Consider the following 21,201-nt stretch of genomic DNA (forward strand, 5'->3'; position numbering starts at 1 on the left):
CTGGAGGGCGCTGAAGGCTGAGAATCGACGACGATCTCCCGGTCCAATGAGAGGTGAGTGGTTTAATGAATATCTTGGTTTTGGGCGTCACCGGCATGCTCGGCAACGCCGTGTTCCGTGTTTTGTCTGAAGATTCCTCTCTGTGCGTATACGGCACGGCCCGGGGCGAAGAGGCGCGCCGCAATTTTTCGAGTGACCGATCCGATCACCTGCTGATCGGAGTCGATGTCGAGAATCACGACTCGTTGGTTCGAGCCTATGCTGCCGCGCGACCCCAGGTCGTCGTGAACTGCATCGGTCTCGTTAAGCAGCTTGCTGATGCCAATGACCCCTTGCTGGCGGTTCCGATCAACACCTTGCTCCCACACCGGCTAGCGGCACTCTGTCAGGCGGTCGGAGCGCGGCTTGTGCACATCAGTACAGACTGTGTGTTTTCCGGTGTCAAGGGCAACTACCAGGAATCGGATTTTCCCGATGCCGACGATATTTATGGGCGCACCAAGCTGCTCGGCGAGGTCGACTATCCGCATGCGATCACGCTGCGGACCTCAATCATCGGCCACGAACTCTCTGGCCAGAGAAGCTTAGTAGGCTGGTTTCTAGCCCAACAGCAATCGGTTAAAGGCTTTACGCACGCAATTTTTTCAGGACTACCCACAGTCGAACTCGCCCGCGTGATTCGCGATTTCGTATTGCCGCGGCCACAAATGCACGGGCTTTATCACGTCGCTGCGAAACCTATCGATAAGTATGCGCTGTTAAATCTGGTGGCTCAGGCCTACGGGAAGAGTATTCATATCGTGCCAGACGACTCTTTGGTGATCGATCGATCTCTCGATGCAACACGTTTTAGGGAGGCAAGCGGCTATGTGGCGCCAGAATGGCCTGCCCTCATACAGCGCATGCAAGAATTCAAATAAGAAGCAAGTGAAAAGGTATCACAAGATGTTTATCGACAAGACCCTGATGATCACGGGTGGCACCGGTTCCTTCGGCAACGCGGTGCTGAAGCGCTTTCTCGACACGGATGTGAAGGAGATTCGTATTTTCAGTCGTGACGAGAAGAAACAGGAAGACATGCGGATTGCTTTTAACAATCCGAAGTTGAAGTTCTACATTGGCGACGTTCGGAACTACGACAGCATTCACGAGGCAATGAAGGGCGTGAACTATGTTTTTCATGCGGCGGCGCTGAAGCAGGTTCCATCCTGTGAGTTCTACCCGATGGAGGCCGTGCGCACGAACGTGCTCGGAGCAGAAAACGTAATGAACGCAGCGATCGCGAACAATGTCGAGCGTGTCGTCGTTCTCAGCACCGACAAGGCTGTTTATCCGATCAACGCCATGGGTATTTCTAAGGCTATGATGGAAAAGTTGATGGTGGCCAAAGCTCGAATGCGCTCGGAAGGCGAGACCGTTTTCTGTGCCACTCGCTACGGCAATGTCATGGCCTCACGCGGTTCGGTTATTCCCCTTTTTGTCAAGCAGATTAAGGAAGGCAAGCCGCTGACCATCACTGACCCCGCGATGACTCGATTCCTGATGTCACTCGAAGACTCTGTGGATCTCGTTCTTCATGCCTTCGAGCATGCTCACCAGGGTGACATTTTTGTCCAGAAGGCCCCGGCATCGACAATCGAGGTTTTGGCTCAGGCCTTGAAAGAGTTGTTCGAACAACCAACCGAGATTCGCGTGATCGGAACCCGACATGGTGAAAAACTATACGAATCGCTCATTGCACGGGAAGAGCTTGCCAAGGCCGATGATATGGGTCGATATTATCGGATCCCTGCTGACAACCGGGATCTCAACTACGCAAAGTTTTCGGTCGAGGGTGAAATCGAAATTGCCAGCTTCGAGGACTACACCTCGCACAATACGGAACGGCTGGATGTCGGTGAAGTCAAGAAGCTACTTAGCAGACTCAGCTTCATTCGGGAGCAGTTGAATGCTTAAGGTGATGACGATAGTTGGCACTCGACCTGAGTTGATCAAGATGTCGCGCGTCATTGCCGAATTTGACCAGCATACGCAGCACATACTGGTTCATACTGGGCAGAATTTCGATTACGAGCTCAATCAGGTCTTTTTTGATGATCTTGGCATTCGCAAGCCTGATCATTTTCTTGGCGCTGTTGGCAACAATGCTGCGCAAACGATCGCCCGCGTGATCGAGAAGTCTGATGAGGTGTTGGAGAAGGAGCAGCCCGACGCGCTTTTGCTTTACGGTGATACGAACTCCTGCCTGTCAGTCATTTCGGCCAAGCGGCGCAAGATACCGGTCTTCCACATGGAGGCAGGCAATCGTTGCTTCGATCAACGGGTTCCGGAAGAGTTGAATCGCAAGGTGCTCGACCACCTGAGCGACATAAACATCGTGCTGACCGAACACGCCCGACGTTATTTGCTTGCTGAAGGAATTCCTGCAGACCGCATCATCAAGTCAGGCTCACATATGCAGGAAGTGTTGAACCACTTCATGCCGAAGATTCTCGAGTCCAGCGTTCTCGACCAACTGGCGCTCGTACCCGAGCGCTACTTTCTGGTGAGTGCCCATCGCGAAGAGAACGTCGATACACCAGCCAATCTGCAGGACTTGCTGGACAGCCTGCGCGCGCTGGCCGAGCTTTACGACATGCCAGTGATTGTTTCAACCCATCCGCGCACCCGCCAGCGCCTGGAAAAGCTCGGCATTGAGGGGCTCGACTCGAGGATTCGCTTCCTCAAACCGTTTGGCTTTTTTGACTATGTGAAGCTGCAAATGAAGGCATTTTGTGTCCTATCGGACAGCGGGACGATTACCGAAGAGGCTTCGCTACTGAATCTATCGGCGATTACGATTCGCAATGCGCACGAACGGCCCGAGGGAATGGATGAAGGGACTTTGATCATGTGCGGCTTGAAAGCCGGACGAGTGCTTGATGCTGTACGTGTGACGACTGGCCAAAATCGCAAATCGAAGCGAATACAAAAAGTAGTCGCTGACTACGACGCTGGCTACGTCTCGGAAAAGATTCTTCGTATTGTATTGAGTTATACCGATTTTGTAAATCGAACAGTCTGGGCTAAGGCGTAAGTCTGATTGATATTGCGCGAAAAGGAATTAAAATTGGGATATCTTGCTGAGAAATATAATTCGGCTTACTTTTTGCGTAAAGATGGCGAAGGTAATAATTTGAATTATGGTGTAGAAGGTGTTGAGGAATTCCTTAACGGCGACCTGCGTGAGCATGATAAGGAAATTCTAAGTCATGTCAACTTATCCGGTGCCAATATTCTCGAATTCGGATTCGGTCGTGGTGAAACAATCAAGCACGTGTGGGAGGCTGGTGCCAGTACCTACATTGGGGTTGATTTTTCTGTGGCGGCATGCGAAATTGCTACTGAGTTTTTGGAGAAATTCGCTATTAAGGGGCCGCAAATAATTTGTGCTGATGCAATCGAATTCATTCGCGCCTATGTTGAGCAAAATAAATATTCGGCACGCCCCTTGATTGATGTAGTGATCATGCTGGACTTTGTTGAGCATGTGCCTCGAATCGAGCTGCGCGAAATTCTTCAGGCTTTGAAGGCTATTCTTTCGCCAGAGGCGGTGATTGTTATAAATACACCGGATTTTGCTGTTGATAATGATGTAATTGCAGACGGTCTTGACGAGCGAGGATTGGATTCGTCCGATGTCCTGGAAGAAACTAGGGGTATGCACTGCAACCGTTATACCCTGGGAAGTCTTCGTCGGTTTTTACATGACCTCGGGTTTCAGGCAATTTCTCGTGGCCACTATTTCGTTCGGATCTCAACTTCATTTCAGGATGACCCGAAGCAGGGCGAGGAAAGCTATCGCGCTCTTTGGAATAAGGCCCGTATTCGTGGGTCGCGCTTGCAAGGAGACTGGCCGCGCGAAACCTTCGAAATTGCTTATGCTGTGAGTGAACAGCCAGTGCTTCATCGCTTCGAACGGGGCAGTTTGGTCGGGTTAGCAGTTTATGTAGTTCCAAGCTACTTGGAATACTACGAGCAAGGAAATTACGACAGTTTCCTTATCAATTACCTTGAGCAACACGAACTTATCGGAAAGACAATATTCGATCTTGGTGGATTCGTCGGTGTAAACAGCATGCAGTTTGCTCAACTGGTTGGTCCGAGTGGCCGTGTTTATGTCTTCGAACCCAATCCGTTCAATATTGATCGTCTAAAGTTAAATCTCTCCGAAAATCCGGACGTGCACGATAGAATTCGGATTTTTCCGTTGGCCGTTGCGGATGAGCTAGGTAAGTGTAAATTTAATGTGCATCACAATGTTGATGATGGGATAAGTAGCGCCTCCTATCTCGACGGTGCGCACACAACCTTGTCTGATGAGCGTCTTGCCGAGCAGGGCTTTACTGAGGTTGATGTGGAACTCACCACGCTCGACCAGTTCGTTAAGGATACTGGGGTGTCCCCCGCGTGCATAAAGATCGATATTGAAGGGTCTGAGCATTTGGCGCTTGCCGGTGCAGTAGACGTTCTTCGTCAACACCGCCCAGTGCTACTCATCGAACTTCACTCCATCTTTTGCGCACTAGCTACTCTTGAGATCATCGTGCCGATTGGCTATAGGACAGAGCTGCTTCATGTCGAACCAGACGGAAGGTGCTTCATTGGAGCCAGTTACGCCGATACAGCGATGTGGAGTCAACCACTGAGTATTGGATCGAGCCGTTTGCATGCAGAACGTCGCGATCTGACCGCAGCCCTGGTTCAATGTCAGGGGCAATATTCTGCGATGTGTTTGCAATTGAATGAACAGCGTGCCGCCCTAGTTCAATGTCAGGAGCAATATTCTACGATATGCTTGCAATTGAACGAACAACGTGCAATCACTCAAGTTCTCCATTCTCATCTAAATCGGTATCAGATGTTTTTTCCAATTCGTGTTGGCCGTTGGATCATGCGACTATTTCGCTAACAATCTGGTTATATTTAGAGTGAATAATCGGAGGGGGTGTTTTTGAATATTTTGCGATATTTTGCCATTTTTAAAAATCTTGTCAGTTCAGATTTTAAGCGGCGATATTTGGGGACTTTTTTTGGGGCTTTTTGGGCGTTTGCTGCACCCTTTTCAACGATTGCAGTACTACTCTTCGTTTTCAATATCGGATTTCGCTCGGCACCGATCAATGGTGTTAGCTTTGATCTCTGGTTAATCACTGGATTGATTGTCTGGTTTTATATCAGCGATGCCGTTGTATCTGGAGGAAATTCAATCGTTGAGTACAGTTTTCTTGTGAAGAAGATGAGCTTTGCTACTGAATTACTACCAATCGTGAAGGCTGCATCATCGCTTTATGTCCACGCTGTTAATCTGCTGCTTTTACTTCTACTCTTCATTTTTTATGGAAAATTTCCAAATATTTTCTGGTTGCAGCTCGGTTACTACTTGATCGCAATGGTGGTGCTGGTTTTAGCAATTTCTATATTGTGCTCAGTGATTCAGGTATTTTTTCGTGATTTTCAGGGCGTGATGGCAATTTTGATTCAGATTGGATTGTGGGGGACGCCAATCTTATGGGACGCAAAAATGTTACCGGAGAGGTTTTCGTGGTTGCTAGCTCTCAATCCGGTAAATTATATCGTTCAGGGTTATCGCGACTCTCTGCTTTTTAATGTCTGGTTCTTTGAAAAACCGATCCAAACGCTATATTTTTGGTTAATTTCTAGTAGTCTTCTTGTTTTGGGTTGTTTCGTTTTTAAAAAGGCGAAATATGATTTCGCCGATGTTCTCTGATTGATTGACATTCATGGGTAATGTTATTTCTGTTCGCGGCTTGACCAAGACATATAAGTTATTTAATTCGAAAACGGATCATGCGCTCGAGATCTTTCTGCCATTCGGTAAATGCCGGCACAAGAATCATAATGCTCTCAAGGATGTCAGTTTTAGCGTTTCTGAAGGTGAAAGTCTTGGTATTATTGGTCGCAACGGTTCGGGTAAGTCGACCCTACTAAAGATCATCGCTGGTGTGCTTAAGCCGACTTCTGGCGAAGTCTCGATCGATGGTACGATTGCATCGTTATTGGAGCTTGGTGCTGGTTTTAATCCGGAGCTGACCGGTAGGGAAAATATCTATTTTCATGGCGCTTTAATGGGTTGTTCAAAGGCTGAAATGCGTGATCAGGCTGAAGCGATCATTGCCTTTGCTGACATTGGTGAATTCATCGATCAGCCGGTCAAGGTTTATTCAAGCGGAATGTTCGTTCGCTTGGCATTTTCCGTTTCGATCCATGTCGATCCGGATATTCTGATCATCGACGAAGCATTGGCTGTCGGCGACGTTCGTTTTCAGAAGAAGTGTGTGGATTTCATGCGTGCATTCAAGGCACGCGGTAAGACGATTCTTTTCGTTAGTCACGATATCTTCACCGTCAAGTCGTTTTGCGACCGGCTCATCCTGATCGATAAAGGTGGGTTAGAAGCGATTGGGGATCCTGACGAGGTTACCAATCGTTACTACCAGCTGATGTTCCCGAAGGCCGAGCAGATGCCGGTTGAGGATGTACCCGGCGGAGAGCCTTTAAAACTTAAGGCTGCTGGTCAGGACGGCCATTACTTGCTCGACGTCGGTATGAGTGGTCTCGAAAAACATTGGGGACATGGGGGTGCCTGGATAAGCCAGTTGCGAATTAGCGGCCTGCGCCCGCCGAATATCTTCACCTGGAATGACAGGATAAAAATCGAAATGGTCTGCGAGTGGAATCCGCGTGTCATCGCAGAAGTATGCGCAGAGCATGGGGTTCAGGCCAAACTACTGGTCGGATTTCGCCTCGAGAACAGCCAAGGCTGGGTGATTACGAATTTTGCAAGTAATGATTTTGACGGCAACAATCCGGACATTGATCTGAGATCGACGACGCGGTGCATTGTTCGTTGTTCGATTGATCCCATGAAGCTTGCTCCGGGAACCTATTTTGTCAGCCCGGGGCTGGCGATCGGTGAATTGAATCGAATGTTTCCGTTGAAGGAATATACGAATGTGATCGATCTGTATTGCGATACTTCCGTCGTGTTGCATGGCCAGATGGTCATGGGATATTCGCTCGAAGTGCTCGCCGAAGGATGAAAGTCGAGGGTCTGCTTCCGGACGCCTAGTCAATTATTGGAGTAGAAAATTGGAATCTGAAAAAAACCAAAGAGTGGTAGGAAATCGGGAGTATTGGGAAAGATTACAGGACGAAGAAAATTATTTCGATCGTCATCCAATTTACCAGGGCCTGCGAGAATTCAGCTTGAACGAATATGGTGGCTATGACGCTGCCGAAGCGATATCGCAGTTCTCGACTCTGACTCCAGAAACTAGGGTCGTTGTTATTGGCTGCGGCTATGGGCGGGAAACTTTGCTAATCGCGCCGCACGTAAAACATGTCTGGGGTATCGATGTGAGCCAGAAGCTCCTGGCCCGAGCTACCGAGTTCCTCTCTGCCCATGGTATCGGCAACTTTACGCCAGTGCTTGCATCGCGCTATCACGAGGATATTCCGTCGGGCATTGATCTGGTGTTCTCGGTTGTAGTCATGCAGCACCTTTCCCGCGCGCTGGTCCAGGACTATTTCAATGTCCTGAAAGATCACCTGGCACCAAACGGGATCTTCGTCGTTCAATTCCTCGAAGAGTTGTACGACGGTGTAGACAAGCGGGATGCAGAGATGAAGGTCTATGAGCCTTCGATCAGCTGGTCGGTTTCACAGCTTGCCGAACTCGCGCGTGACAATGGTCTTAAGTTTTGTGAGATCAGAACGCAGCAGGTGAGCCTGCGAACACTTTGGCACTGGGTGCATTTTTGTAAGCAATAAGTCCGACCGGTTGGGCGGCCCGAATCGACCGCAACACTCTCAGTATCCTGACTCAATCGGTCTTGGCTTCAGGACTCCCTAGCAAGGCATCTAAACTCTTAGAGCGATCTAAAGCGCAACATGAAGATATTGCAGGTAAACGGCTATCAGTCTCCGGGCCGCCGCTTCAATGGCCTTTCGCTCAGGCCTTATCTGGCAAATCTCGGTGTTTCGTCAAAGCACTTCGTTTGGGAGCAGGACCGCCTCGAGGAGGGCGTTATCAGCCTGGAAGGGCAGGCATTACGCAAAATCAATCGCTTGACGAGGGGGGTCGAAAAAGTGCTGTCGCTGCAGTCGCAGCTTTACAGTAACGGCATACATCTCCGGCGCTTTCCTGAGTTCGTGGAGGCCGACCTCGTCCACTACCACATCATTCATTCTGGTTTTCTGAGCCTGCAATCACTGCCCGCGTTGACGGCGCTCAAGCCCACAGTATGGACGCTGCACGACCCATGGGCGATGACTGGGCACTGTATTCACCCGTTTGCCTGCTCTCGCTGGAAGACCGGCTGCGGCAGTTGTCCCGACCTCACCACCGACTTCCAGATCTCATCGGACACTACGGCAATCAATTTCCGTCTGAAGAGGTTCGCATATCGTCGGTCTAATTTCGAAGTGATCGTGGCCTCGAAGTGGATGGAGAACATGGTCATGCAGTCGCCACTGTTTGAAGGTGTGCCAGTACATCGTATTCCGTTTGGTTTGGATCTCGAGTTTTTCAAGGGTGGCAATCAGGCTGCCGCGAAAGCGCGACTGGGTATCGAGCCGGGAAGGTTGGTCCTCTGTTTCCGTTCGGTACATAACGACTTCAAGGGGTTGCAGTACATCATCGAAGCCCTCGACAGGCTCGCGGTCGATCAACCGGTCTGCCTATTGACCCTGAACGACAAAGGGCGGATCGAGAAATTCAAGCAGCGTTTCCAAGTGGTCGAGCTCGGCTGGATCAATGACGACGAGGTGATGCGCGATGTCTACGATGCAACAGACCTGTTCGTGATGCCATCGCTGGCTGACTCGTTTGGTTTGATGGCGGTTGAAGCGATGGCCAGCGGCAAGCCCACCGTCTGCTTTGAGGGCACGGCGCTGCCGGAGGTTACCTTTACGCCTGACTGCGCGGTTGCCGTGCCGGCGCGCGATTCAGCGGCGCTCGCAGTGGCCATTGAGCGGCTGATCCGTAACCCAGAGGAGCGCTTGCGGCGTGGGCGGCGGTCCCGGCAACTGGCGGAAGAACACTATGACGTTCGTAAGCAGGCGGAACGTGTTGCCGCGCTCTATCGGAAAGTCATTGCCAAACGCAGAGGCGGACCATGACCGCTATCGCCAGTTGGACGACTGTTGAATCGTTTTTACTCGGTCTTCCCGTTTTTTTCGTTGTTCTTGCCAATTCGCTCGTGACATTCGCTCGTAGCCTTGTGATCGACACGCCGATCAGACTTAGTCCGGGAGCTGTCCGTGTGGTCAGATAGAGCACCTACTGACGCAATCGATGCGATGCTCCCAGGGGTGACCAGAGAGAAGACGTCGACCGGTAAAGGGCGTATTCTGCTTTTTGCCTATGCATTTCCACCGATGCAAGTGCAGATGACCGCTGCCATCTACAAGCCGATGGCAGCGCTCGCTCGCGCTGGGTTTGCGGTTGACGTCGTTTGTGCCGACTCGTTCTGCAAGGAGTTGCCGCTGGATCACAGCTTGGTGCCGTTTGCCGAGGCGACTTTCGGAACAATCACTCGCCTCAACCCGACGTCGAAACTGATCAGTCGGTCACTCCTGTGGTCGCGTGTGCCCGACTTAATGACGGTCTTGCAGAAATCCGCCTACGCGACGCTGATGGATATGGACCTTGGGGAGTACGACGCAGTAATGACCTGGTCGCCTTTTCATTCGATAAATGCGGTGATGGTGAGGGTCAAGCAGGCGCGCCCTAACGTTCGCTGGATCGCGCAGTTCAGCGATCCCTGGGCCGGTAATCCACTTGAAGTCAGTCCTTTGACGAAGTTCTGGAACTGGCGCCACGAGCCCCGTACGGTCGAATTGGCAGACTTCATCGTGCACAGCTCTCGCTACTCACTCGACTTGATGCTCAGGAACCAACCGAAAGCAATCAGGCGCAAGACGGACGTCATCCCGCATGCCTATGACGAGGCGCTCTTTCCGCAGCGTCCGAAACTCCGCAACGAAAAAGTCGTGATGCGCTATGCAGGCGTGCTCTACGGGCGTCGTTCGCCTGAGCCGCTTTTTCAAGCCTTGGTGAACTTGTTCGGTCGGCGTCCTGACCTGCGAGGCAATATTGCGGTGGAACTCCTTGGCCACATGCCACCGGAGATGTTGCAGACGCCCGCAGCTTTGAGCTTGCCAGAAGGTACGGTCAGGACGATCGGAAGCGTATCTTTTGTTGAATCACTCGAGAAGATGTATGACGCAGACATTTTGCTGCTGATTGAGGCCAATATTCGACAAAATCTCTTCCTGCCTAGCAAGTTGTCGGATTACATGGGTGCGTGCACACCTATGGTTGGTCTGGTGCCGCCAGGCAGCTCCGAAGACGCCTTCAGGCAGCTCGACTGCTGGCATGCAAGACCTAACGATATCGAAGCGATTTCACACGCCGTCGAAGAGGCGGTGGCCCATGTGCAAAATCGTAAAGACTGTCCGTGGTGCAACGAAACCTATCGGGGAACATTCAGCGGCGCACAGGTGGCACACCGCTTTGCCAACATCATCGCCAACCTATGATCGCAATGACCGGTTGCGAGCATTGCTTCCGGCTTCACTATGCCGGCTAACTTCGTCCTCTACGCGCCCAATGTGCATACAGGTGGTGGCTTTGCCTTGCTGAAGGCGCTTCTTGCCGCATGGCCTGACGGGAAATCGCTGCGAGCTTTCCTGGATTTGCGAAGTCGTGGGCGACTGACGCTATCGCCAAGCGTAGATGTGAGTTGGGTCGCGCCGCGCTTGGGAGAGCGATTGCGTGCCGAATTGTGGCTGCGACAAGCTGCTGACAAAGACGCCATCATTTTCTGCTTTCATGGCCTGCCGCCGTTGTTGCCTCTCCGTGGGCGCGTCATTGTCATGGTTCAGAATCGCTTGATGATCGAACGAGGAGGTCTCGCAGGATATCCTCTCAGGGCCTGGATGAGAATTCAGATTGAGCGGTTGTGGAGCCGAGCGCTACAGACGAGGTGCTCACGCTACATCGTGCAGACGCCCTCAATGGCAGTCTCTTTGAAGGCTTGGTTGCGTCGCGAGGTGCAGGTGTCGGTGGTGCCGTTCATGCCCTCGGAAGAGGCTGCGACAACGGTAGCCGTCGATTGCGGCGGGAAGCGGTTCGATTTCATCTACGTTGCTAGCGGCGAGGCGCACAAGAATCATCAGAATTTGCTGAAAGCCTGGCGGCTGCTAGGAGATGCCGGACTGAAGCCTTCGCTGGCGCTGACAGTGGATCCGGCGACATGTCCTGCGCTGGTTTACGAGATTCTGCGAGCCGTCGAAGATTTTTCGCTCAACGTCGTCAATTTGGGTCAACTGCTCGATGCTGATCTGGCGCGGGTCTATCAATCCTCATCGGCATTGATTTATCCCTCCCAAACAGAGTCACTGGGAATGCCATTGCTCGAGGCAAAAAGTTATGGCCTGCCCATCATCGCCTCAGAACTCGATTACGTGCGCGATGTCGTCGCGCCGGCGGAAACCTTCGACCCGAGATCTCCGATTTCGATTGCTCGCGCCGTCCAGAGATTTCTCGATGCATCAGAACCCTTGACCCAGCCTCGTTCACCGGAGGAGTTTCTGCGCGAGGTTTGGCTGTGAAATTGTTGATCTGGTCCCAGCACTTTTGGCCTGAAAACTTCTTGATTAACAAGCTGGCTATCGATCTCCAAAAGCGGGGTATCGACGTTACTGTGCTCACCGGCAAGCCGAATTACCCGGAAGGCCGAATCTATCCAGGTTATACGATAGCCGGCGTGCAACGTCAGAAACTGGCCGATATAGATGTGGTCAGGATTCCGCTGATCCCGCGTGGGAGCGGCTCGACCCGTAGGCTGGTTCTCAACTATCTGTCGTTCATCATGTCCGGCTACTTGCTTGCGCCGCTGGCACTGCGCCGCAAGCGTTTCGACGCCGTCTTCGTTTACGCGTCCTCGCCGCTTCTCCAGGCCCTGCCTGCGCTGTTCATGGCTTGGCTCAAGGGAGCGCCTCTGGTCGTCTGGGTTCAGGACATCTGGCCTGAGGCGCTTCAGGCGACCGGTCATGTCCAGAATCGCTTGCTTCTTCGGTTTGTCGAAACTGCCGTGCGCTTTATTTATAGGCATACGGACTCGATACTTATCCAGTCGGAGGCATTCAGGGGGGCGGTCGAACGCCTCGTGGATGACAAGAGCAAAATCCGCTACTACCCGAATTCGACTGGTGACCTCACGATAGCCTTGCCACAATCAGAACAGGAAGAGCAGCTCGTCGCCGAGATCAATCGGTACTTTTCAGTGCTGTTCACCGGCAATATCGGTTCGGTACAGGCATGCGAGACCATCGTTGCTGCCGCAGAGCGCCTGCGCGTACATTCTCAAATTAGATTTTTTCTCATCGGCAGCGGTAGCCGGGCCGAATCTATCGCCTGTGACATCGAAGAGCGGCGGCTCGACAACATCGTGATGACCGCCCGTTTGCCATCGGAGGTGATGCCTTCGCTTTTCTCAGCCGCTTCGATCTTGCTGGTGTCGTTGAAAGACGACCATGTCCTGTCGACGACAGTTCCGAGTAAGTTGCAGTCCTACATGGCGGCGGGCAAGCCCATTATTGCGGCGCTGAGTGGAGAGGCTGCGCGGCTCGTCATCGAAGCCGATGCCGGCGCATGCTGTCCGGCGGAGGACCCTGAAGCATTGGCGGCCACAGTGCTGCGCTTGTACGAGATGACGGCAATTGAGCGTAGCCGCCTGGGGACTAACGCGCGCAGATACTTTGAACAAAACTTTCACTCAAACCAACGTGTGGGTGAACTTGTTGATTGGTTGACAGCGCTCACTTGAAGTCAGTTGGCAATCTTAATGAAATAGATTGGAGATGATGGAAGCCTACAGATCGGGTAATTTGCCGAGATCTTCTCGGAAAAGTTTGCGTTAAATTTCATCACAGTCAGATTGTGGGATTCATGGAGTGGGCTGCTACCAGTTCCATTGATACCGATCCAAGCTTTTTGGGCTTGCTCGCACTACCACTACATAGGATAGAGCTACGCCAATATCGAACGCCGACGCGTCGGGTTGTAGAAGCACTCGATGCGGTCTAACGTGTCTGAACGGGCCTGGCCGTGTGTTCCGATATACCTTCCCGGCCGTGCGCTCGGACATGAGCGAGCTGAAGAGGCTCTCCATGGCCGAGTTGTCCCAGAGCTGGCCGGCTTGGCTCTTGCTGCAAGTGATCCCTGGTTCCTCCAGCAGCTTCTAGAGGTACTCGCGGGTGTGCTGGCTGCCTTGATCCGAGTGGTACAGCAGGGCGAAAGATTTGCTTCGACGCCACACGGCCATCATCAGTGCATCCCCAGGTTCTGAATTGACCAACCCACGATACGCCGCGAGTATAGGTCTAGCACGTTATGGGTCGCTGCACTGCGCGCTAAGGTCTTTGGGCATTGCGCATCTTAGGGGCCGGGCACTCAGTACCTGCTCGCGCATGAGCCGCTTGATGCAATGTAGGCTACAAGCCGGGTCTTGTTCCAGCACGTCGCGCCACACGCAGCGTGCGCTGTGAGCGCGGTCGCTGGCACCTGCGTACCCAGCGTCATCGCTGAGCTGCGCTGGCTCCTGGGCCGCGTGAGCGATGCGTGAAAGCCATCGTACGAGAAGCCGGAGCGCCTCGCACATCAGATTGACCAGCTAGGTCCATCGGTTTTTCGCCACGATGTCGAACTCCACATCGACTCCTTCGCGAAGGAGGACGTGATTTTTCAGGATTTCGCGCTCCACTTGAGCTTGGCAACTTCCTTGCCTAGCCGCGCTATCGCAGCGTCCTGGGCCTTTTGCTTGCCATTGCCAGGGAACGCTTCCTGGGGCTCATCACGCAGCTCAAGAACCCATTTGCTCAATACGTTCTCATGAACGTCGAGGTCCTCGGCCGGCCGGGCCACAGCTACGCCACGCTCAGAGATCAGTTTGACCGCCTCGAGCTTGAATCCGCGATCAAATGTCCTTCTTCTCTCCATGAAACACTTCCGGTTTCATCTTCCACCTTAAAAAGATGTCTGTGAAGCTGGTATCCGTCCAGTCAGACTTATGCGGAAATAGCATGGGCTTGATTTCGGCAGCCAGCCGCCGAAATCAAGTACACCGGGTCCGGCCGCGCCGCTGGCTTCAACCCAAGCCCGGCACCCCCAGGCGGCGAAAAGCGGCATTGACACCGCCTTAATCGGATTTTTGTCACGGCATTCGCGGCCGATAACTCAAGGGCAGGCCCAGAACTGCCCTTTTTTTACACACCCGATGCGCCCCACCCACCCTGGTCTTGCGACCGAGACACCGATGCCCGGCCCGGCCGATGCGCTGGACGCCGCCGCTGCCGAGCTGGCCCGCCTCGACCACCTGCTGGCCGAGGCCTCGCGGCGCCTGTTCACCTGCTTTGCCGGGGCGTCCCGGCTGGTGAACGCGTTGGAAGCCGATGGCAGCGACGCCGACCAGTGGCTGGCCTTGCGCCAGCAGCTGTCGGACGCCGCGGTGGCGCTGCAGTTCGAAGACATGGCCCACCAGATGCTGGCCCATGTGCAAACCCGTCTGGCGCTGGCAGCCGTGGCCCCCGAACGCGTTTTTCTGGACGGCACCGCCGCCTCCAACGACACCCCCATGGCCCCTTGCCGCCCCTGCCCGGTGGGGCCGACCAGCGTGCAGGCCGGCAGCATTGACTTTTTCTAACCATGCCCTCCCTGGAGTCTTCCCCCATGCCATCCATCCTTGCCGTTGACGATTCGGCATCCATGCGCCAGATGGTGACCTTCACCCTGGAAAGTGCGGGCTACCAGGTGATCGAGGCGGTGGACGGCCTGGACGCGCTGGACAAGCTGCGCCATCGCACCGTCGACCTGGTGTTGACCGACCAGAACATGCCCCGCATGGACGGCCTGTCGCTGACGCGCTCTCTGCGCTCGCAGGGCCAGCACCGCCAGGTGCCCATCCTGATCCTGACCACCGAGTCCAGCGACGACATGAAGCAGGCCGGCCGCGCCGCGGGCGCCACCGGCTGGCTGGTCAAGCCCTTCGATCCAGCACGGCTGATCGAGGTGGTGCGCAAGGTTGTGGTCTGAGAGGCGACACAGCATGAGCGACCTCAGCGCCTCCCGGCAGGCCGACGCCGGACAGAACTTCGACCTGACCCAGTTCTACCAGGTCTTCTTTGAAGAGGCTGGGGAAAGCCTGGCCGGCATGGAGCAGCTGCTGCTCGAGATGAGTGTGGACGCGCCCGACGACGAGGCGCTGAACGCGGTATTCCGCTGCGCCCACTCCATCAAGGGCGGCGCCGCCACCTTCGGCTTCGAAGACGTCACCAGCCTGACCCATGTGATGGAGACGCTGCTGGACAAGCTGCGCCGCCATGAGCTGGGCCTGAACCCCCGCATGGTGGACGTGCTGCTGGCCTCGGGCGACGCGTTGCGCGCCATGCTGGGCGCCCACCAGAGCGGCAATGCACGCGAAACCACGGCCGAGGTGCTGGCCCTGATCGACACAATCCAGAGCTTTGACAGCGATGGCCCGGTGCTGGCCCATGGCCCGGCCGGCAGCGCCGCTGCCGCCGCCCCGGCCCAGAGCGAGCGGGTGCTGGAGATGCGTGCCGGCCCGCTGGCCTCGCCCGACCTGGCCGACGACCTGGTGACGCTGTTCAAGGAAATCGGTGGCCTGGGCCAGCTCGACCGCTGCCCGCCGGCGCCAGAGCAGGACGAGCGCACCGTGCGCTTCAAGCTCACCACCACCAGCAACGACGACGACCTGCTGGACCTGTGCTGTTTCCATGTGCCGCGCGAGCAATTGCAGATCAGCCCCTGGCCACAAGACAAGACCGAGCCGGTGGACCCCGGCTATGGCTTCTTTGAGACACCCGTGGCCAAGGCCAAGGCCCCGGTGGCGCCCCCACCGGCCGACAAGCCGGCCGCCCGCGCCGCCGCACCGGCCGCGGCCGCTGGCACCCCGGCCGAGACCACGCTGCGCGTGTCGGTGGAAAAGGTCGACCAGCTGATCAACCTGATGGGTGAGCTGGTCATCACCCGGGCGGTGCTGGCCCAGCGCGCCGAAACCCTGGAACTCAAGGCCTACCAGCAGCTGGTGTCCGGCCTGGCCGACCTGGAACGCACCACCCGGCACCTGCAGGACGCGGTGATGTCCATTCGCATGATCCCGATGGCGGTGGTGTTCAACCGCTTTCCGCGCATGCTGCGCGACCTGGCCGCCCGTCTGGGCAAGCAGGTGGAGCTGAAAACCATTGGCGAAGCCACCGAGCTGGACAAGGGCCTGATCGAGAAGATCACCGACCCGCTGACCCATCTGATCCGCAACTCGCTGGACCACGGCATCGAGCAGCCCGAAGACCGGGTGGCGGCGGGCAAGTCGCCGCAGGGCCGCATCACGCTGTCGGCCCAGCATTCCGGCGGCTCCATCCTGATCGAGGTGCGCGACGACGGCAAGGGCCTGGACCGCGAACGCATCCTGGCCAAGGCCCGCGCCAACGGCATGGCCCTGCCCGACAACATCAGCGACCAGGAAGTCTGGCAGCTGATTTTTGCGCCCGGCTTCAGCACCGCCGAGGTGGTGACCGACGTGTCCGGCCGCGGCGTCGGCATGGACGTGGTCAAACGCAACATCCTGGCCCTGGGCGGCAGCGTCACGCTGGATTCCGCCACCGGCGCCGGCACCCGGGTCCAGGTGCGGCTGCCCCTCACACTGGCCATCATGGACGGCATGACGGTGGGCGTGGGCGACGAAATCTACGTGCTGCCGCTGGCCTGTGTGGTCGAGTCCTTCCAGGCCAGCACCGCCACCGTCAACACCCTGGCTGGCACCAGCCGGGTGGTCAAGGTGCGTGAAGACTGGCTGCCGGTGGTCGCGCTGGAGCAGGTCTGTGACGTGCCGCCCCGCCGCGTGGCAGCCGCCGGCCCGCCCATCATGGTGGTGGTGGCCTCTGAAGGCCACCGTGTGGCCCTGCTGGTCGACGAGCTGCTGGGCCAGCAGCAGGTGGTGGTGAAAAACCTCGAAGCCAACTACCGCAAGGTCAAGAACATGTCGGGCGCCACCATCATGGGCGATGGCCGGGTGGCCCTGATCCTCGACGTGGGTGCCCTGGTCCAGACCGACGGGGCCTGAGCCATGAACCCGACCCATTTCTCCGCCACGCTCAGCTTCCCCCCTTCCGTGCCGAAAAAGCAGGAAACACTGAAAGGTCATTTGGTATGACGAGTCTTTTGCGCAACCTCAAGATCGGGCAACGCCTGGCACTGGGCTTTGGCCTGATGCTGGCCATGATGCTCGGCATGGCGGGCTTGTCGCTCGAACGCCTGGCCGAACTGAAGAACAGCCTGGACGACATCGTCAATGTGCGCCATGGCCACACCAGTGCCGCCCACGACATGTACAGCGCCATCAACCGCAGCAGTGCGCTGGTGCGCGACCTGATTCTCTTTCCCCAGTCCGCCCAGCGCGAGCAGGTGACCCGCGAGCTGACCGAGGTCCGCAAGACCTACGACGACGCCGAGAAGAGGCTCTCTGCACTGATGCCCAGCCCCACGCCGCGCGAGCAGGAGCTGCTGTCGGTGATCAACAACCGCCGTGCCGTGGCCCGACCGATTGCCGACAACGTCAGCAAGCTGGTCAGCCAGGAGCAAACCACCGAAGCCACCCGGATGCTGGCCGAGGAATCGCTGCCGGCACAGAAGAGCTGGATCGAGGCGGTGCGCCAACTGGCCGACTACGAAGAGCAGCAGGCCGCCGCCATCGCCGTGTCGGTTCGCCAGAGCTACGAAAGCATGCGCCTGATGGTGGCCGCCGCCGCCTTGCTGGCCGCGCTGGTGGGCATTGCCGCCGCCTGGCTGCTCACGCTCAGCATCACCCGCCCCATCGAGCAGGCCGTCAACGTGGCCGAGACCCTGGCCAGCGGCGACCTGAGCGCGGCCATGCCGGAAGGCGGCCGCGACGAACCCGGCCAACTGCTCACCGCGCTGGGCAAGATGACCACCGCGCTGGCCGGCCTGGTGTCGCAGGTGCGCAGCAACAGCGACGCCATTGCCAGCGGCTCGGGCCAGATCGCCAACGGCAACGAAGACCTGTCGCAGCGCACCGAGCAGCAGGCCTCCAGCCTGCAACAGACGGCCGCTTCGATGGAGCAGCTCAACGGCACGGTGCGCAACACCGCCGACACCGCCCGCCAGGCCTCGCAACTGGCCACCGCCGCCAGCCAGGCCGCGGTCGACGGGGGCCGGGTGGTGGACGAGGTGGTCAGCACCATGGAGGGCATCTCCTCGTCCAGCCGCCGCATCAGCGACATCATCGGTGTGATCGACGGCATCGCCTTCCAGACCAACATCCTGGCGCTGAACGCCGCGGTGGAAGCGGCCCGGGCCGGCGAGCAAGGCCGCGGCTTTGCGGTGGTGGCCGGCGAGGTGCGCAGCCTGGCCCAGCGCAGCGCCGAGGCGGCCCGCGAGATCAAGGGCCTGATCGGCGAGAGCGTCAGCAAGGTCGAGGGCGGCAGCAAGCTGGTGGCCGACGCCGGCAAGACCATGGGCGAGATCGTCTCCCAGGTCAAACGGGTCAGCGACATGATTGGCGAGATCAGCTCGGCCGCCCAGGAACAGACCCAGGGCATCGCCCAGGTCGGCCAGGCGGTCACCCAGCTCGACCAGGTGACGCAGCAGAACGCGGCGCTGGTGGAGCAGCTGGCCGCCGCCGCCGGCAGCCTGAAGTCGCGCGCCGGTGAGCTGGTGGGCTCGGTCCAGCAGTTCAAGCTGGGCGGTCATGCACCGCTGGTGTCGGCCCCGGCCGCTGCCCATGTGCACCTGCCGCCGCCCCGCAGCGTGCGGCCGGCCCCGGTGGCCAAACCCAAGCCTCACCATGCCGCCGCCCCGGCACCGGCTGCGGCGCCCAGCAAGCCGCAGGCCGCGCTGGCCGGCGACGACGACTGGACCCAATTCTGATTTCTGGCCCCCCGCCACAGCGCACCGCGAAGGACACACCATGGACATGATCAACGAAGGCAGCCACCTGGCGCGCCAGGCCGCCGACCGCAACGACAGCTGCTCCCGCCCCGGCGAATACCTCACCTTCCGGGTGGGCGCCGAAGAGTACGGTGTGGACATCCAGAAGGTGCAGGAAATCCGTTCCTACGAGCCGCCCACCCGCATCGCCAATGCCCCGCATTTCGTCAAGGGCGTGGTCAACCTGCGCGGCGTCATCGTGCCCATCATCGACCTGCGCATCAAGCTGGGCTGCGAGACCACCGACTACACCGAGATCACGGTGGTGGTGGTGCTCAACGTCTGCGGCCGGGTGGTCGGCGCGGTGGTCGATTCGGTGTCCGACGTGGTCGACCTGGAAAGCAGCGCCATCAAGCCGCCGCCCGATTTGTCCACCAGCGACACCGCCTTCATCACCGGCCTGGCCAGCCTGGCCGAGCGCATGCTGATCCTGGTCGACATCGAGTCCCTGCTCGGTGGGGCCGAGATCGGCCTGCAGCAGGAGATGGTGCAATGACCGCCTGGCGTCTGGGTTTGCGCGGCCGGCTGGGCCTGGCCTTTGGTGCCTTGCTGGCCTTGCAGGCGGTGACGGTGGGTGTGGCCCTGTGGCAGCTGCAGGTGCTGGCCAGCACCCACGCGCAGAGCGCCGCCCTGGTGGCGGTGCGCGAACTGGCCATGGACTGGAGCGCCCAGACCCGGCTCAATGTGCAGCGGGCCATCCTGCTGGCCAAGGCCGGCAGCCCGCCGGCGCTGGCGGCTTATGTCGATGGCGCGATGAAGAAAACCTCCAGCGACATCTCGGCCGTGCAGCAGCAGCTGGAAAAGCGCCTGAGCACCCCGGAAGACCGCGCGCTGACGGCCCAGGTGGCCGAGTCACGCAAGGCCTACCTGGCCATCCGTGCGTCCATCCTGGCGCAGCTGGGCCAGGAGGCCACCGCGGCCCAGGCCCAGGCCGACATCGAGGCCCTGATGATGCCGGCCGCCAACCGCTACCTGGCCGGCCTGGACGCGGTGGTCGGTGGTGCCGCCGTCAAGGTCAAACAACAAGACGAAATGGCCACACGCCAGCTCGAACAGGTGACCACCACGCTGGCCGTGCTGTCGGCGGTGGCGCTGGTGCTGGCCGTGGCCATGGCCTGGCTGATGTCGCGCAGCCTGGTGCTGCCGGTGCGGCAGGCCATCGACACCGCCCGCCGCATTGCCAACGGTGACCTGTCGGGCGCCATCACCTCCACCCGGGGCGACGAACTGGGCGAACTGCAACAGGCGTTGGCCCAGATGCAGCAGCAACTGCGTGGCATCGTGGCCGGCATCCGCTCGGGCTCGGAAAGCCTCAGCGTGGCCACCGAGCAGATCGCCACCGGCAACCAGGACCTCAGCTCGCGCACCGAGCGCACCGCCGGCAGCCTGCAGGAGGCCGCGGCCAACGTGGGCCGGCTCACCGACACCATGCGCCAATCGGCCGGCTCGGCCGATACCGCCAACCGGCTGGCCGGCTCGGCGGTGGATCTGGCCCGCCGCGGCGGCCAGGTGGTGGCCGAGGTCAAGGCCACCATGGGTGACATCAACGCCAGTTCCAGCCGGATTGCCGAAATCACCGCGGTGATCGACGGCATTGCCTTCCAGACCAACATCCTGGCGCTGAACGCCGCGGTGGAAGCGGCCCGGGCCGGTGAACAAGGGCGCGGCTTTGCGGTGGTGGCCGGCGAGGTGCGCAGCCTGGCCCAGCGCAGCGCCGAAGCGGCCCGCGAGATCAAGGGCTTGATCGGCGCCAGCACCGAGAAGGTCGAGGCCGGCACCCGGCTGGCCAACGACGCCGGTGAGGCCATGGACGACATCGTGCGCAGCGTGCAGCGGGTCACCGCGGCGATTGCCGAGATCAGTGCCGCGGCCAGCGCGCAGACCGGCAGCATCGGCGAGGTCAACGACGCCATCGGTGAGCTCGACCGCATGACCCAGCAGAACGCCGCGCTGGTGGAAGAAGCCGCCGCCGCCGCCCACAGCCTGAAAGACCAGGCCGCCAACCTGGTGCGCTCGGCCGCCTCGTTCCGGGTGGTGGCCATGGCCTGAAACCCTCCAACCCGCCCTGTCCTCAGGGCGGGCGCTGACCGCCGCGACGTCCTCTCTCAAGC

General features: G+C 57.8%; 17 protein-coding genes and 1 pseudogene. 17 read left to right on the forward strand and 1 reads right to left on the reverse strand.

Annotation, left to right across the window (positions count from 1 at the left end; translation table 11 throughout):
- The first annotated feature begins 65 nt into the window (after positions 1-65).
- The 11 genes from AC4BAR_RS09895 to AC4BAR_RS09945 all read left to right on the forward strand — a co-directional run bounded on the left by AC4BAR_RS09895 (position 66) and on the right by AC4BAR_RS09945 (position 12,896).
- Positions 66-920 (forward strand): dTDP-4-dehydrorhamnose reductase family protein, encoded by an 855-nt coding sequence (locus AC4BAR_RS09895; protein ID WP_490627689.1) that lies wholly within the window; start codon positions 66-68, stop codon positions 918-920.
- Between the two features lie 25 nt (positions 921-945).
- Positions 946-1,956, forward strand: a complete 1,011-nt coding sequence (locus tag AC4BAR_RS09900) for a polysaccharide biosynthesis protein (protein ID WP_490627690.1) — start codon at positions 946-948, stop codon at positions 1,954-1,956.
- A complete protein-coding gene (gene wecB / locus AC4BAR_RS09905; RefSeq protein WP_490627691.1) occupies positions 1,949-3,076 on the forward strand; it encodes a non-hydrolyzing UDP-N-acetylglucosamine 2-epimerase in 1,128 nt (375 codons plus the stop codon). The genes AC4BAR_RS09900 and wecB overlap by 8 nt, the downstream gene beginning before the upstream one ends.
- A 6-nt stretch (positions 3,077-3,082) precedes the next feature.
- Positions 3,083-4,951 (forward strand): FkbM family methyltransferase, encoded by a 1,869-nt coding sequence (locus AC4BAR_RS09910; RefSeq protein ID WP_490627692.1) that lies wholly within the window; start codon positions 3,083-3,085, stop codon positions 4,949-4,951.
- Positions 4,952-4,993: 42 nt separating this feature from the next.
- On the forward strand, positions 4,994-5,770 hold the full coding sequence (locus tag AC4BAR_RS09915) for an ABC transporter permease (RefSeq protein ID WP_490627693.1): 777 nt from the start codon (positions 4,994-4,996) through the stop codon (positions 5,768-5,770).
- A 13-nt stretch (positions 5,771-5,783) separates the two neighbouring features.
- The gene (locus tag AC4BAR_RS09920) at positions 5,784-7,103 is read left to right on the forward strand and encodes an ABC transporter ATP-binding protein (protein WP_490627694.1); all 1,320 of its coding nucleotides are present in this window, start codon (positions 5,784-5,786) and stop codon (positions 7,101-7,103) included.
- A 49-nt stretch (positions 7,104-7,152) separates the two neighbouring features.
- Positions 7,153-7,833 (forward strand): class I SAM-dependent methyltransferase, encoded by a 681-nt coding sequence (locus tag AC4BAR_RS09925; protein WP_490627695.1) that lies wholly within the window; start codon positions 7,153-7,155, stop codon positions 7,831-7,833.
- Positions 7,834-7,953: 120 nt separating this feature from the next.
- Positions 7,954-9,183, forward strand: a complete 1,230-nt coding sequence (locus AC4BAR_RS09930) for a glycosyltransferase family 4 protein (RefSeq protein WP_490627696.1) — start codon at positions 7,954-7,956, stop codon at positions 9,181-9,183.
- A 270-nt stretch (positions 9,184-9,453) separates the two neighbouring features.
- Positions 9,454-10,605: a glycosyltransferase family protein gene (locus AC4BAR_RS09935; RefSeq protein ID WP_490627697.1), complete on the forward strand. Its 1,152-nt coding sequence runs from the start codon at positions 9,454-9,456 to the stop codon at positions 10,603-10,605.
- A 39-nt stretch (positions 10,606-10,644) separates the two neighbouring features.
- Positions 10,645-11,679: a glycosyltransferase gene (locus AC4BAR_RS09940; protein WP_490627698.1), complete on the forward strand. Its 1,035-nt coding sequence runs from the start codon at positions 10,645-10,647 to the stop codon at positions 11,677-11,679.
- A complete protein-coding gene (locus tag AC4BAR_RS09945) occupies positions 11,676-12,896 on the forward strand; it encodes a glycosyltransferase family 4 protein (RefSeq protein ID WP_490627699.1) in 1,221 nt (406 codons plus the stop codon). Before AC4BAR_RS09940 ends, AC4BAR_RS09945 begins: the two co-directional genes overlap by 4 nt.
- A gap of 203 nt (positions 12,897-13,099) precedes the next feature.
- Here the strand turns inward: AC4BAR_RS09945 and AC4BAR_RS09950 are convergent.
- Positions 13,100-14,068, reverse strand: a pseudogene (locus AC4BAR_RS09950) (transposase).
- Positions 14,069-14,384: 316 nt separating this feature from the next.
- Between AC4BAR_RS09950 and AC4BAR_RS09955 the strand changes: the two are divergent.
- The 6 genes from AC4BAR_RS09955 (at position 14,385) to AC4BAR_RS09980 (ending at position 21,139) form a co-directional block, all read left to right on the forward strand.
- Positions 14,385-14,771, forward strand: a complete 387-nt coding sequence (locus AC4BAR_RS09955; RefSeq protein ID WP_490627700.1) for a hypothetical protein — start codon at positions 14,385-14,387, stop codon at positions 14,769-14,771.
- 26 nt (positions 14,772-14,797) lie between these two features.
- Complete coding sequence (locus AC4BAR_RS09960; RefSeq protein ID WP_490627701.1) at positions 14,798-15,160, forward strand: response regulator; 363 nt, start codon at positions 14,798-14,800, stop codon at positions 15,158-15,160.
- A gap of 13 nt (positions 15,161-15,173) precedes the next feature.
- A complete protein-coding gene (locus AC4BAR_RS09965; protein ID WP_490627702.1) occupies positions 15,174-17,207 on the forward strand; it encodes a chemotaxis protein CheW in 2,034 nt (677 codons plus the stop codon).
- Positions 17,208-17,293: 86 nt separating this feature from the next.
- Positions 17,294-19,030, forward strand: a complete 1,737-nt coding sequence (locus tag AC4BAR_RS09970; RefSeq protein ID WP_490627703.1) for a methyl-accepting chemotaxis protein — start codon at positions 17,294-17,296, stop codon at positions 19,028-19,030.
- A gap of 40 nt (positions 19,031-19,070) precedes the next feature.
- Positions 19,071-19,586: a chemotaxis protein CheW gene (locus AC4BAR_RS09975; protein ID WP_490627704.1), complete on the forward strand. Its 516-nt coding sequence runs from the start codon at positions 19,071-19,073 to the stop codon at positions 19,584-19,586.
- On the forward strand, positions 19,583-21,139 hold the full coding sequence (locus AC4BAR_RS09980; RefSeq protein ID WP_490627705.1) for a methyl-accepting chemotaxis protein: 1,557 nt from the start codon (positions 19,583-19,585) through the stop codon (positions 21,137-21,139). The genes AC4BAR_RS09975 and AC4BAR_RS09980 overlap by 4 nt, the downstream gene beginning before the upstream one ends.
- Positions 21,140-21,201: the final 62 nt, after the last annotated feature.

It is taken from the genome of Rhodoferax sp. SPJ4 (assembly GCF_058216275.1).

Coding starts and splice junctions, on each gene's coding strand:
- AC4BAR_RS09935 (WP_490627697.1), top strand. CDS start 9,454: ATGACCGCTGCCATCTACAAGCCGATGGCAGCGCTCGCTCGCGCTGGG.
- AC4BAR_RS09900 (WP_490627690.1), top strand. CDS start 946: ATGTTTATCGACAAGACCCTGATGATCACGGGTGGCACCGGTTCCTTC.
- AC4BAR_RS09960 (WP_490627701.1), top strand. CDS start 14,798: ATGCCATCCATCCTTGCCGTTGACGATTCGGCATCCATGCGCCAGATG.
- AC4BAR_RS09955 (WP_490627700.1), top strand. CDS start 14,385: ATGCCCGGCCCGGCCGATGCGCTGGACGCCGCCGCTGCCGAGCTGGCC.
- AC4BAR_RS09965 (WP_490627702.1), top strand. CDS start 15,174: ATGAGCGACCTCAGCGCCTCCCGGCAGGCCGACGCCGGACAGAACTTC.
- AC4BAR_RS09930 (WP_490627696.1), top strand. CDS start 7,954: ATGAAGATATTGCAGGTAAACGGCTATCAGTCTCCGGGCCGCCGCTTC.
- AC4BAR_RS09970 (WP_490627703.1), top strand. CDS start 17,294: ATGACGAGTCTTTTGCGCAACCTCAAGATCGGGCAACGCCTGGCACTG.
- AC4BAR_RS09975 (WP_490627704.1), top strand. CDS start 19,071: ATGGACATGATCAACGAAGGCAGCCACCTGGCGCGCCAGGCCGCCGAC.
- AC4BAR_RS09980 (WP_490627705.1), top strand. CDS start 19,583: ATGACCGCCTGGCGTCTGGGTTTGCGCGGCCGGCTGGGCCTGGCCTTT.
- wecB (WP_490627691.1), top strand. CDS start 1,949: ATGCTTAAGGTGATGACGATAGTTGGCACTCGACCTGAGTTGATCAAG.
- AC4BAR_RS09895 (WP_490627689.1), top strand. CDS start 66: ATGAATATCTTGGTTTTGGGCGTCACCGGCATGCTCGGCAACGCCGTG.
- AC4BAR_RS09920 (WP_490627694.1), top strand. CDS start 5,784: ATGGGTAATGTTATTTCTGTTCGCGGCTTGACCAAGACATATAAGTTA.
- AC4BAR_RS09940 (WP_490627698.1), top strand. CDS start 10,645: ATGCCGGCTAACTTCGTCCTCTACGCGCCCAATGTGCATACAGGTGGT.